This is a genomic window from Streptomyces albireticuli (assembly GCF_021228125.1).
Lineage (GTDB): Bacteria > Actinomycetota > Actinomycetes > Streptomycetales > Streptomycetaceae > Streptomyces > Streptomyces albireticuli.
Map to the genome: position 1 here is coordinate 197,719 of NZ_JAJQQS010000016.1, position 12,717 is coordinate 210,435.

Genomic DNA, 12,717 nt, shown 5'->3' on the forward strand with positions numbered 1-12,717 from the left:
ACTGTTAACCTCTAGTGCACCCGCTGTTCACGGTGCTAGCGTCTGGAATTATTGGAATTTGAATTGGTAACGACCTCAGGCCGTTGTAATAGAGCGGCCCGAAAAGAGGTGGGGAAAATCATTTCAATCCAGCCCGAGGGATTTCCTCATCTGCTCGAGTCGACGGCCGGGAAAGCCCGGCGGCACCGTAGCGCGAGGAAGGCCGTGCGCACCGTCCTCACCCTCGACGGGCGCCTTCCCGAAGCAGTCGGCCGAGCGGCTCTCACCGGCGCCGACCGCCTCCTCGTCCGGGAGATATCCGCACGGGCGCTGCGTCTGGGCCCGGATTCCGGCTCCGACCTGCTGGTTGTCGAGCGGACCGGCCGCCTGCGCTTCTTATGGGACGCGTCCGACGTCCCGGCCGGCTCCCATGTCGTGGGATCAGTCGTGACCGACGAGCCGACGCGCACCGAGTTATACCGCCGATATCAGGACCGGCAGGCGGTGGAAGAGGCGGACCGCGCCGAACTCCATAAGTATCTGATGGGCCGCCCCCGGGGCGAGGTCCAGAAGGACCTGGAGCGCATCAGCCACACATTACTCCACATGGCACCCGTCCAAGTCTATGTCGGTGCCAAGTTCTTCTCCAATCTAGGGAAAACCAGTAATCTCCCCGGAAAATCCATGTCCCCCGCGGCGGACGGCAATGTCATCGCCGGGCTCCACGCCACCCCGGTCGCGGAATGGCCGGACGAGGAAGCCGCCTTCGTGGCACTCTCCGCCTTCCTGCTGAGCAGCGGAACCCAGGCCCGGCTCGAAGAGGCCAACGGCACCCACCTCACGTCCGCCGCCGTCGCGGCATTGATGACCGAGCGCATTCGGGGATACGGCGGCGAGCCCCCCGATACCGGGGAGACCGCCACCGCCGCCCGGCTCACCTCCCTCGCCGAGCACTGCGCCGCCTTACGACGGGCCCGGCTGCGGAACGGGACGGTCTTCTACCGGCTCATCCACGGGGCGAACCTCAACAAGACCGAACACCAGCTGCGGCCGGCCGTCGGCTACCCCGACGCCCCCCTCCCGCTGCGCGCCCTCCTGGAACGGGAAGCGGGCATCGCGACGGACACCGCGACCGTCGAGGAGACCGCGCCCGCCTTCGAGGAACTCGGCGAGACCCTCCACGCCGCACCCGCCCCCCGGGGCTTCAGCAGCGCCTACGAAGCCCTGCTCACCCGCTTTATGACGACCCTCGCCGAGGCGACCGCGTCGGACGTCGCCATGGGACGCGGGCCCCGCTCCTTCGCCCCCCTGGACCCCGGCAGCAGCGGCCCGGACGATCCGCTCGCGCTCAGGACCGGCGACTTCTTCTGCTGCGTCGCCCCCAGCACCGCCTTCACCCAGTCCTTCGGCGAGGACCGCGCCGGCCTCGTGAGGACCCTGAGCGCCTACAGCGCCCGCATGCGCTTCAACACCTGGCACTACCTGCCGCACACCCTCGGCATCACCGACCGCGTCCCCGGCCGCGACGACTGGTTCTTCGCCCCGGCCATGCCGGACGTCACCCACCACTCCGACCAGCACCACACCGGACACGTCAGCTTCAACGTGCGCTTCGCCATCCGCGTCCCGCTCGGCATCGACCACGCGGGCCGCCGCCTGCCCGGCCTCTACGACCTGCGGCTCATGCGCGCCACCGGCGAGCGGTACACCACGGACGACCTGCGCGCGGCCGTCGCCTCCGGAGGCGTCCTCGCCGCACTGCACCAGGCGATGAGCCGGCACCGGCCGACCGTCCGCGACTTCGGCAACCCATGGTTCCGCGCTTTCTATGGATGACGCCCTCCGCCACCTCGACACCGCGGGCCTGCGCCGCCTGTACGCGACCCGGCAGCTGTCCCCGGTCGAGTACACCGAGGCCACCCTGCGCCTCGTCGACGACCTCGACCCCCTCCTGCACGCCTTCGTCACCGTGGCCGCCGACCGGGCCCTGGCCGACGCCGCGCGCGCCGAGCGGCGCCTCCTCGCCCTCGGCGGCGACGCCTGGGAGGGACGGCCCCTCCTGGGCGTACCGCTGAGCGTGAAGGACCTGACCGCGACCGAGGGCATCCGCACCACCCGCGGTTCGCTGCCCCTGCGCGACGCGGTGCCCGACCGGGACGCGCCCGCCGTGGCCCGGCTGCGCCGGGCCGGGGCCCTTGTCCTGGGCAAGACCACCACGTCGGAAGGCGGCTGGAGCGCCGGCACCGTCAACCGCGTCGGCCCGCCCGCGGCCAACCCGTGGGACCTCTCGCTGAGCGCCGGAGGCTCCAGCGGCGGCGCGGCCGCCGCCGTCGCCGCGGGCCTGGGCCTCGCGGCCACCGGCACCGACGGCGCCGGATCGATCCGCATCCCCGCGGCCTTCTGCGGCCTCGTCGGCCTCAAACCCACCCACGGCCGAGTCCCTTACGTGCCCTACTGCCCGGACCGGCTGGCCCACCTCGGCCCGCTCACCCGCACGGTAGCCGACGCCGAACTGCTCGTCCGCGTGATGACCGGGCCGGACGCGCGCGACCCCGACTCCCTCCTCCCACCGCACGAAGCACCCCCCGCCCCGGACGGACCGCTGCGCATCGCCTGGATCGACGGCCTCCGGGCCCCGGCCGCCGGTATCCCGGCGGATCCGCAGCGGGCGGCCGTCGAACGGCTCGCCGCCGCCGGGCACCACGTCGAGGCGATATCACCGCCGTTCGACGACGCCTACCCGGCGCTGGTCACCCTGCTCGCCGCCGCCGAGGCGGCCGGCACCCCCGAGACGGACGACACCCGGGCCGACCCCGCCCGCCTCCCCGTGGTCCGGCACGGCAGGACACTGACCGCCGTCCAGCTCGTACGCGCCGAGGCCGAGCGCGCCGAGCTGACCCGCCGGCTGCTGGACTGCCTGGCACGCTTCGACGTGCTCGCCATGCCCACCGTGCCCGTACGGCCGTTCGCCGTGGACGCGTGGCACCCCGCCGCGCCCGCCTACGACGACCCCCTGGCGTGGCTGTCCTGGGCACCCGCCGCCTTCCCCTTCAACATGGCGGGCCTGCCGGCCGTCTCCGTACCGGCCGGCCACGGGCCCGGCGGACTGCCCGCGGGCCTCCAGCTCGCCGCCGCCCGCCACCACGACGCGCTCGTACTGCGCCTCGCGCGGGAAGTCGAAGCCGCGAACCCCCGGCGCGACGCACACCCTGAAAGGACCGGCACCTGACGTGACCGACACCCCCCGCCCGGCGGCCCCCGGCGGCTACGCCCACATGAGCACCGGAAGCCGGGACTTCATCGCGCGCCACGGCCTGTGGGACGACCGCCGCCGGGCCGCGGCCGCCGAACTCGAGGCGGCCCTCACGTCCCTGGACTTCGTACGGCTCGTGTTCGCGGACCCGCACGGCCTGGCGCGCTCCAAGACCCTGACGGCCGACGCGTTCCGCACCGTCCTGCGCAACGGCATGGACCACAGCCCCGGCCCGTTCGTCTTCGACACCGGCCACGCCACCGCCGTCGACTTCACCGTCCCCGGCGGCGGCATCGGCGTCGACGAGCTGCTGGGCGCCGGTGACTTCGTCCTGGTGCCCGACCCGCTCACCTTCCGGCGACTGCCGTACACCGGACCGCGCACCGGCTGGGTGATCGGCGACGAGTACCTGCGCTCCGGCGCCCCGCACCCGCTCTCCGGCCGCGCCCTGCTGCGCCGGCTCTGCGCCGGACTGCGCGAACGGGACCAGGACTACGTCGTCGGCCTGGAGGTCGAGTGGTACCTCACACGGCTGACGAGCGAGCACTACTCCGGCCGCCCGGGCGGGTTCGGGGTCCAGGGCCACCCACCCGCCGTCGAACCCGTCGACGGCGGATACCAGTTCAACCTGGACGGCCTCACGGACGCCCTCGAACCGGTCCTCGCGCCGCTCACCCGCTCCCTGACCGCACTGGACCTGCCACTGCGCTCCGTCGAGCACGAATCCGGGCCCGGACAGCTGGAGTTCACCTTCGCCCCCCAGAGCGCGCTGGACGCCGCGGACTCCATGCTGCTGTTCCGGACCGCGACCAAGCAGATCTGCGCCCGGCTGGGCCACCACGCCTCGTTCATGGCGCTGCCCGGCCTCCCCGGCTTCGACGCGAGCGGCTGGCACCTGCACCAGTCCCTGGCCCGCGCGAGCACCGGCGAGAACCTGTTCACCGCCCCCGACGGAGCCGCCGCCCTCTCGGAGACCGGCCTGCGCTTCCTGGCCGGACTGCTCGACCACGCGGCCGACGCGGCCCTGCTCTGCGTACCGACCGTCAACGGCTACCGCCGGATGAGCGGCGGCTTCTCGCTGGCGCCCAGCCGCGTCGCCTGGTCCGTCGAGAGCCGCGGCGCGTTCCTGCGGGTGCTGGGCGCCCATGGCGACCCGGCGACGCACATCGAGAACCGCATGGGTGAACCCTGCGCCAACCCCTACCTGTACCTGGCGGGTCAACTCGCCGCCGGCCTGGACGGAGTGGAGCGCGCGCTCGCCCCCGGCGAGCCGGCCGCCGACCCGTACGACAGGGCGCTGCCCGCGCTGCCGCGCGGACTGGGCGAGGCGCGCGATGCCCTGGCCGCCAGCGACTTCTACCGGGAAGTGCTCGGCGCGCCCCTGGCGGAATGTCTGCTCCGGCTGAAGACCAGCGAGCTGCGGCGGTACACGGCGTGGCAGGCTGGCACCGCGCGGGGAGACGAGGCACACGTATCGGAATGGGAGCACCGTGAGTACTTCGCAACGTACTGAGACCGAGGCCGGGACCTACCGGACGCGCGTCGTCCGCACCGTCGAGGACCTCGCCCCCGAGACCGGCGAACTCGCCGCCGCGGCGGGCGCCTCCGAGTTCTACTACGGCCATGAATTCCTGCGCGCCTACGAGCGGGAGCCCATCCAGCCGGTACACGCCGTGCACTACATCGAGGTGCTCGACGAGGACGACCGCGTCATCGCCCTGACACCCTGCTACGTCCAGGGCGACCCGCTGCGGGCCCTGGACATGGCCCCCGACGAGAAGGCGCTGCTCAGCCACGTCTGGCACTGCAGCGACACCCAACTGGCCGGCACCCGCGCCGACGATCCACGGGTGGCCCGCGCGATCGTCGCCCGCATGCGGGCGATCGCCGCCGAGGAGGGCCTGGAGCGCTGCGGCTTCATCAACGTCGCCACCGGCTCACCCACCGCGCTCGCGCTGGCGGGAGCCGGGCTCACCGGCATCGACCTGGACACCCGCTACACCGTCGACCTGGCCGCCCTGGGCGACTGGCAGGGCTATCTTTCCTCGCTGCGCTACAACGCCCGCCGCGAGTACGCCCGGCAGCTGCGCCGCGCCGAGGACTGCGGAGTGAAGATCACCGAGCGGGTGCCGGACGGGGACGAGGACCCGGCGAGCCTCCAGATCTTCGAGGTGCTGATGGCCAACGTGGGATCGGCCGGCTACTACAGCAAGGAACGCATCGCCGCGTTCCTGCGCTACACCCGCAAGGGCGCCCGCATCCTCGAGGTGACGATGGACGGCGAGGTCATCGCCAAGGCGGTGGTCTTCCTGGAGCCGAGGAAGATCCATGCCTGGGCGGGCGGTTACGACCGCAACGCCGACGCGGCGAGCGGACGCCCCTTCAGCTCCTACTACGTGCTGATGTCCGCGATCATCAAGCTCGGCCTGCGGGCCGGTGTGCCCACCCTGGAGGGCGGCCGGCGCAACGGCGACTTCAAGATCCGCTACGGGATGCGGCCGCAGCCGCTCCAGGCCTTCATGACGGACGTGCGGGCCGGTGCCTGACGCGTAGGAGAACGCGTCGCACGGCCCCGCCCCAGGGCGCCCCGGGGCGGGGCCGAAACCCGTGGGTCCCTCTGGGCGCGGGCGGCCCCTGTGGCTAGCCTGAGCGAAGGGACGTCGGATGCCGGACCCCGGCCGGGGGACGTTCCTCGCACAACGGGCGATCCCCGGGCAACGGTCGGCCGCCCCAGGGCGTCCACCGGAGCGAGGAACGGGGACCGGACCGCCCCTCGGCCTCCGGGGTGCTTCTCCCCGGGGCGCCGGCTCTCCGCGGCGACGAGGAGGGGCGAGGAGGAGACGAGATGAGGACCAGGCGCGTCGCCCTTCCGCCCACGGCACCGGCCCCGGCGGCCGGGAGCCGGCTCAGGTTCTGGGGCGTCTTCTACACCCTGCTGCTCCTCATCGCGGGCACCAACCTCCCCACACCCCTCTACCACGGCCTGCAACAGCGGTTCGGCTTCTCCTCGCTGACGGTGACGCTCCTCTTCGCCGTCTACGTGGCCGTCCTCGTCCCGTCCCTGCTGTTCTTCGGGCCGCTCTCCGACGCCGTCGGCCGGCGCCGGGTCCTGGTGCCCGCCGTGGCCCTCGCCGCCCTGGGGTCCATGGTCTTCGCCCTGGCCACCGACCTGGCCTGGCTCTTCGGCGCGCGCCTGCTCCAGGGCGTCGCCGTCGGGGCCGCCTCCGGCCCCCTCACCGCGGCGCTGAACGAGGCGGAACCCTCCGGGGACCGCCGGCGCGCCGCCCTCGCCGCCACCCTCGCGTCCGCCGGCGGCCTGGGGGCCGGGCCGCTGCTCGCCGGGCTCCTGGCACAGTACGGACCGGCTCCGTACCGGCTGCCGTTCGTCGTCGAGATCGTCCTCCTGGTCCCGGCGCTCGTCGCCGTCGCCCTCCTGCCGGTCACCCGCCCAGGCGCCGCCTGGCGGCCGCGCCGCCCGTCGATCCCCCCGGCCGTGCGCGGGGTCTTCGGCACCAGCGCGGCGGTCAGCTTCCTGGGCTTCACCGTGGTCGGCCTCTTCCTCACCCTGGTGCCCGCCTACGTCACCGGGCTGTCCGGCAGCGACAACCTCGCCCTCTCCGGCGGAGCCGTCGCGCTGATGCTGTGCTGCGCGTGCGGCGCCCAGCTCCTCGCCTACGGCAAGAGCGCGCGTGTCCTCCAGAGCACGGGACTGGCCCTGCTCGCCACGGGCTCCGTACTGCTCGCCGGGGCCGGAGCGGCCTCCTCCCTGCCGCTGCTCGGCGCCGCCACCGTGCTGGGCGGGATCGGACAGGGCAGGCTGTACCTCGGCAGCGTCACCGAGGTGAACCGGGCCGCGCCGCCGCACCGTTCCGCCGACGTCCTCTCCAGCTTCTACGTCGTCGGCTACTTCGGCGTCGCGGTCCCGGTCATCGGCTGCGGCCTCCTGGCCCGGCGGACCGGACTCCCGCACGCCGTCCAGCTGTTCGCGACGGCCGTCGCCGTCCTCTGCCTGGCCGCGCTGATCGTGCTCCGCCGCCGCTCGCACCGGGTCTGAGGGCGCCGCGCCGGAGGCCGCTCCCCGGGGAGGTCACCACGCCCAGGACTCGAACAGCGCCGTGATCCCCAGCCCCCCGGCGATCCCCAGCATGGCCAGGCCACGCGCGCCCGGCGACGGCAGCCCGGGAGCGGGGTCCCGGACCAGCTGGGAGAACAGCCGGGTCACCAGGATCGCCCCCGAGGCGCCGTAAGGATGGCCGAGGGCGAGGGCGCCGCCGTCCCTGTTGACGCCGTCCGGATCGATCCCCAGCGTGTCGAGCGACGCCAGGACCTGTGCGGCGAAGGCCTCGTTGAACTCGACGCGGTCCACCGCGCACGGATCCAGACCGGGGTTGCGCGCCAGGAGCTTCCGGGTGGCGGCGACGGGCCCGATCCCCAGCAGATTCGGGTCCACACCGGCGGTGGCCGCGTCGACGAAACCCAGGCCACGGCCGTGGCCGAGCCGCCGGGCGGCGGCCACGCTGGTGACCACGGCCATCGACGCGCCGTCGTTGAGGGGACAGGAGTTCCCCGCGGTGACCGTGCCCTCCGGCGCGAAGACCGCCGGGAGCGCGGCCAGCGCGGCCGGCGACGTGCCCGGGCGCGGGCACTCGTCCTCGACGACCGTGCCGCCCGCCGCGGCCACGGGAACGATCTCCCCGGAGAACCGGCCCTTCCGCAGCGCGTCCACCGCGCGCCGGTGGCTGCGCAGCGCGAACTCGTCCTGCCTCCGCCGGGTGACGCCGAACGCGGCGGCCACGTTCTCCGCGGCGACGCCCATGTCGGGGTCGCCGACGGAGTCCGGTGCGAAGCGGGCGCGGGCGTAGAACTCGGGCAGGGCGCCGGGCCGCGTGGGCGGGCGCACCCGCCAGGGCGCGGTGCTGACGCTCTCGCCCCCGCCCGCCAGATACAGCTCGCCCGCCCCCGACGCGACCAGCCGGCAGGCGAGGACGATCGCCTCCAGACCCGAACCGCACTGCCGGTCCACGGTGACCCCCGGCACGCCGACCGGCAGCCCGGCCTCCAGCGCCGCCAGCCGGGCCGGATTGCCGCCGCCACCGGCCGCGTTGCCGATTACGACGTCGTCCACCAGCGCCGGGTCGGCGCGCGCGTCCGCGAGGACGCCCCGGATCACGGTGGCCAGGAGCCCGGACAGCCCGACGGAGGCCAGCGCGCCGCCCGCCCTGCCGACGGCGGTACGGCGGGCGGCGACGACCACGGGCCGCCGCTCGTCGGGCAGCGGGGGAGGAGCCGGGCTCCGGGCGGCGGCGGTCCCGGGGAACCCGGCCGCGCCGCCCGGCCCGCCGGCGATGGACTCCGTCGCCCGCTCATCCCGTCCCACGGCCACCCCCGGACGGCGGAACGTCCCCGGACGGCAGAGGGCGCAGCCGGGCGTCGCCGTCGGCGACCCACCGCTCGACCAGCCCCCGCGCGATCTTGCCGCTGGAGGTCAGCGGCCACTCGTCGAGCGTGTAGACGCGCCGCGGCACCTTGTAGCGGGCCAGCGAGGGGCGGCACAGCTCGAGCAGCCGCGCCTGGGTGAGCGCGGCCGCGCCGGGGCCGCTCACCACGGCCACCAGGACGCGGCCGAGGTAGCCGTCCGGCACACCCGTGACCACCGCCTGCTCGATCTGCGGCAGCGCGGTCAGGGCCTGTTCGACCTCCGCCGGGTAGATGTTCAGCCCGCCGCTGATCACCATCTCGCCGCGGCCGACGAGGTGGAGGCGGCCGTCGGCGCCGAGCCTCCCCATGTCGCCGACCGTGGCCCAGGCCCCGTCCACGCGGTACCCGTCACCGTCGTCCCACAGATATCCGTCGCAGCGCAGCGGGGTGCGCACGTGCACCGTTCCCGTGCCGCCCGGTGGCAGGACGGTGCCGCTCCGGCCGTCGCGCACCTGGAGCTCCACCCCCGGGAAGGGGACGCCCACGTCGAGGCCGCCCGCCGGCCCGGCGGCCGCGTCCGGCCCGGCGGCCCCGGCGGCGTCCCGGACGGCCCCCAGTTCGCGGACGGTGATGAAACCGAGCTCGGAGGCCCCGTAGTACTCGGTGACCCGCGCGTTCGGCAGGACCTTCGCCAGGTCGGGCAGCAGGCCCGGCGGCAGCTTGGCGGCGCCGGTGACCACGGTGTCCACGCCGGGGAAGGCACGGCCGTCGGCGGCCGCGCACAGGGCCGTCAGCATGGTCGGGGCCACGACCAGCCGCCGGACGCCGCCCGCCGCCAGCAGCTCCGTGAACGCGGCGGCGCCGAAGGCCCGCAGACCGTGGAAGGCCGCTCCGGCGGCCAGGCACTCGGCCAGCGCGTACAGGCTCAGACCGTGGGCCAGCGGGCCGGGGGCGAGCGTGGGCCGGTCGGCGCCCAGGCCCGGCAGCGAGCGGCCCAGGGACAGGCTGGCGCGCCACGAGCCGCGCGTACGGCGGAACGCCTTGGGCACCCCGGTGGTGCCGGAGGTGAAGCCGACCAGGAAGGTCGACGTCTCCCGCCCGGCGGTCAGGAGGCGGGCCGGACCGGCGGGAGCGTGGGCGTCGCGCCACGCCTCGTACCCGTCCGGACGACCGCCGGTCGCCAGTACGGGGATGCCGAGGGCCTCGGCGGTGCCGCGCAACTCCTCGCGGCCGCCGGGCAGGACCAGCAGATCGGGCCGGAGCCGGTCGAGCACGGCCTCCGCCTGCCGGGGCCCCCACTGCGGGTCGAGGACCGCGCAGGCCCCGTCGGCCGCGGTCGCGCCGGTGAGGAGCTCGGCGAAGCACGGGTCGTTCCCGGTGGCGACGGCAAGCAGGCGGGCCCCGTCGGCGAGCCAGTCCCGGCGCCGGCCCGGGACGGCGGCGCGGAGCCCGGCCGCGACCGCGGCGGCCCGGCCGGCCAGCTCCCGGTGCGTGAGGACCTCGTGGTCCATGACGAACGCGGGGAGATCCGCGTCCGGTCCGGCCGCCGTCCGCGCGACCCGGTGGGCCAACGGCATGGCCGCTCACCTCCGTTCGATCGGGTACGCCTGCCGTACGTTGTGGGCGACCAGCCCCGCCACCACGGCCTTCACCGCGTCACCCGGCAGGAAGTACAGGGCGGTGACGGTGGACTGCCGCAGGCTCAGGCCGGTCGAGACGGACGTCCAGGGCACGCCCAGGGCGTAGACGACGAGGATGCCGCCGACGAGGCAGGCGGCCGCCGTGGCCGCCTGCCGGGCGAGGCGCGAACGCGGCCGCGTGGCGAGGACGGTGACCAGCAGTCCGGTGACGAACGCGCCGGGGATCCAGCCGAGCAGATAGCCGCCCGTGGGCCCGGGGATCACCCCGAAGCCGCCCCTGCCCCCGGCCAGTACCGGCAGCCCCGCGATCGTCAGCAGCACCACCAGCGCGCACGCGAGGGCACCCCTGACCGGGCCCAGGACGGCACCGGCGAGCATCACCCCGAGCGTCTGGAGGGTGATCGGGACACCGGCCACCCCCAGATCGACGGGCGGGACCAGGCCCAGCACCACGATGATCGCGCAGAACAGCGCGATCAGGACGACGTCCTTGGTCTCCATGCGCCGGCGGGCGGTCCTGCCGCGGGCGGTGTGCGCGTTCATCATCCGGTGGCCTCTTCGTCCGTACGGCCCGCGGGGGCGGGGGAGCGGGCCGGGGACGGCGCGGCGTCCGCCCGCCGCGCGGCAGGCGGCGGCGGGTAGCAACGGGCGTCCACCGCCGCCGCGATGTCCTCGGCGGACTTCAGCATCCGCACGGCCAGCGGTACCAGCAGGGCGAGCGGGCTTCCCGACAGGCCCCGCGCGGCCTGCGCCTCCCGGATCTCGTGGAAGCGGTGGAACGCCTCGGGGATAAACCGCAGCGCCAGCGACACCGCGAGCCCCACGGCGGCCGCGTTCACCAGCCGGGTGCGCTCCAAGGGGCGCAGCACCCGCTCCAGGACGTCGAGGATCTCCGACGTGCGGGTGGTGAGCGTGACGGCCAGCGCGGCCAGCAGCAGGGCGGCCAGCCGCAGCCCCACGGTGGCGGCGGTGGCCGCCGACTGGAAGACGACGGCCGCGACCACCACGAGCGCCAGGACCACGAAGGGCCCGGTCAGATGACGCGCCAGCTGCCGCGGCGGCGTCCGGACCGAGAGCAGCGCGCCCGCGGCCAGGCCGGCGCAGGGGCCGAGCACGGCGGGGGAGGTGACGAGGAACATGCCGACGCCCGAGAGCAGGAGGGCCGCCAGCTTCCAGGCGGCCGGGACGCGGTGCAGGGGCGTGTCACCGGGCACGTAGAGCGAGAGCCGCGGCGTCATGAGCAGTGCTCCACGTACCACGGGACGGCCGTCCGGGGCTTGCCGTCGTGGACGACCCGGCCCCCGTCCAGGACGAGCACACGGTCGAACCCGGTCAGCAGGTCCAGGTCGTGGGTGAGGACGACGGCCTGCTGCGGCAGGGCCTCGACGGCGGCGCGGATGACATTGCGGTTGCGCAGGTCGAGCAGGGTGGTGGGCTCGTCCAGGACGACGAGGTCCGGTCGCATCACCAGCACGGAGGCCAGGGCCACGAGCTGCTTCTCGCCACCGCTGAGCGCGTGGCTCGGGCGGTCGGCCAGGTGGGCTATGCCGAAGTGCTCCAACTGCCGCTCCACCCGCTCCGGTATCTCCCGGCGGGGCACCCCGGTGTTCTTCAGACCGAACGCCAGGTCCTCGCGGACGATGGGCAGCACGATCTGGTTGTCCGGGTTCTGGAAGACGAAGCCGACCCGCTCGCGGACGGCCCGCGCGTCCTCGGAGGTGTCGAGGCCGTCCACGCGGACGGTCCCCTCACCGGGCAGGACCAGGCCGTTGAACAGCCGGGCCAGGGTGCTCTTGCCGGAGCCGTTGGGCCCGATCACACCGACGCGGGACTCTGACAGCTCCAGGCCGATGTCGTGGAGCACGGTGCGGGAACCGAAGCGGACGGTGACGGACTCCAGGACGATGCGCACGTCACCCGTCCTCCGGGGCGGGGGACGACGGCTCCGCCACCGGGGCCGCGCCCTCGGCCGCCGCGGCGAGGGCGGTCCGGGTCGGACCGGGGACGGGAGCGGTCCGCCCGGTGCGGCGGTCCACGCACACCCACACCACCTCGGCGTCCGCGACCGGCCGGCCGTCGTCCGCGCGCGTGACCGCGGCCGCGAACGTCAGGCTCTTGGTCCCCACGCGGCTCACGTGCGGCGTGACGTCCAGCAGGTCCTCGAACCCGGCCGGGGAGTGGTAGACGAACTCGGTCCTGCGCACGTGGTAGACGACGTCGTTGCGCTTGGGGTCGAACGATCCGGACAACCCGGCCTCGCGCAGGAAGGTGTTGAGAGCCGTCTCCACGTAGGAGAAGTAGACTCCGTTGTGCACGTGGCCGTGCATGTCCACGTCGGAGAACGGCACACGCACACGCACGGGACCGTCCCCTTCCGAGCGGCTTCCGAACTGTCTTCCAGATGGGTGTGCACTCGCGCTGCCACCG

At 74.5% G+C, this 12,717-nt stretch carries 11 protein-coding genes; 5 read left to right on the plus strand and 6 right to left on the minus strand.

Annotated features, from left to right (window positions below; all coding sequences use genetic code 11):
• Positions 1–204: 204 nt before the first annotated feature.
• The 5 genes from LUZ64_RS26425 to LUZ64_RS26445 all read left to right on the plus strand — a co-directional run bounded on the left by LUZ64_RS26425 (position 205) and on the right by LUZ64_RS26445 (position 7,286).
• Positions 205–1,815: a hypothetical protein gene (locus tag LUZ64_RS26425; protein WP_095579278.1), complete on the plus strand. Its 1,611-nt coding sequence runs from the start codon at positions 205–207 to the stop codon at positions 1,813–1,815.
• Positions 1,808–3,208, plus strand: a complete 1,401-nt coding sequence (locus LUZ64_RS26430) for an amidase (protein WP_095579279.1) — start codon at positions 1,808–1,810, stop codon at positions 3,206–3,208. The genes LUZ64_RS26425 and LUZ64_RS26430 overlap by 8 nt, the downstream gene beginning before the upstream one ends.
• 1 nt (position 3,209) lies before the next feature.
• On the plus strand, positions 3,210–4,745 hold the full coding sequence (locus LUZ64_RS26435; protein WP_232398872.1) for a glutamine synthetase family protein: 1,536 nt from the start codon (positions 3,210–3,212) through the stop codon (positions 4,743–4,745).
• Positions 4,723–5,778, plus strand: coding sequence for a GNAT family N-acetyltransferase (locus LUZ64_RS37580; RefSeq protein WP_095579280.1), 1,056 nt, complete (start codon positions 4,723–4,725; stop codon positions 5,776–5,778). The genes LUZ64_RS26435 and LUZ64_RS37580 overlap by 23 nt, the downstream gene beginning before the upstream one ends.
• A gap of 299 nt (positions 5,779–6,077) precedes the next feature.
• The gene (locus LUZ64_RS26445) at positions 6,078–7,286 is read left to right on the plus strand and encodes an MFS transporter (protein WP_095579281.1); all 1,209 of its coding nucleotides are present in this window, start codon (positions 6,078–6,080) and stop codon (positions 7,284–7,286) included.
• 33 nt (positions 7,287–7,319) lie between these two features.
• Here LUZ64_RS26445 and LUZ64_RS26450 read toward each other — a convergent pair whose 3' ends face one another.
• The 6 genes from LUZ64_RS26450 to LUZ64_RS26475 all read right to left on the minus strand — a co-directional run bounded on the left by LUZ64_RS26450 (position 7,320) and on the right by LUZ64_RS26475 (position 12,650).
• A complete protein-coding gene (locus tag LUZ64_RS26450) occupies positions 7,320–8,507 on the minus strand; it encodes a thiolase family protein (protein WP_211304937.1) in 1,188 nt (395 codons plus the stop codon).
• 88 nt (positions 8,508–8,595) lie between these two features.
• The gene (locus LUZ64_RS26455) at positions 8,596–10,227 is read right to left on the minus strand and encodes an AMP-binding protein (RefSeq protein WP_095579282.1); all 1,632 of its coding nucleotides are present in this window, start codon (positions 10,225–10,227) and stop codon (positions 8,596–8,598) included.
• A 6-nt stretch (positions 10,228–10,233) separates the two neighbouring features.
• Positions 10,234–10,833: a biotin transporter BioY gene (locus LUZ64_RS26460; RefSeq protein ID WP_211304938.1), complete on the minus strand. Its 600-nt coding sequence runs from the start codon at positions 10,831–10,833 to the stop codon at positions 10,234–10,236.
• Complete coding sequence (locus LUZ64_RS26465; protein WP_095579283.1) at positions 10,833–11,528, minus strand: energy-coupling factor transporter transmembrane component T family protein; 696 nt, start codon at positions 11,526–11,528, stop codon at positions 10,833–10,835. Before LUZ64_RS26465 ends, LUZ64_RS26460 begins: the two co-directional genes overlap by 1 nt.
• Positions 11,525–12,202 (minus strand): energy-coupling factor ABC transporter ATP-binding protein, encoded by a 678-nt coding sequence (locus LUZ64_RS26470; RefSeq protein WP_095579284.1) that lies wholly within the window; start codon positions 12,200–12,202, stop codon positions 11,525–11,527. The genes LUZ64_RS26465 and LUZ64_RS26470 overlap by 4 nt, the downstream gene beginning before the upstream one ends.
• 1 nt (position 12,203) lies before the next feature.
• Positions 12,204–12,650 (minus strand): acyl-CoA thioesterase, encoded by a 447-nt coding sequence (locus tag LUZ64_RS26475; RefSeq protein WP_232398876.1) that lies wholly within the window; start codon positions 12,648–12,650, stop codon positions 12,204–12,206.
• Between the last annotated feature and the right edge of the window lie 67 nt (positions 12,651–12,717).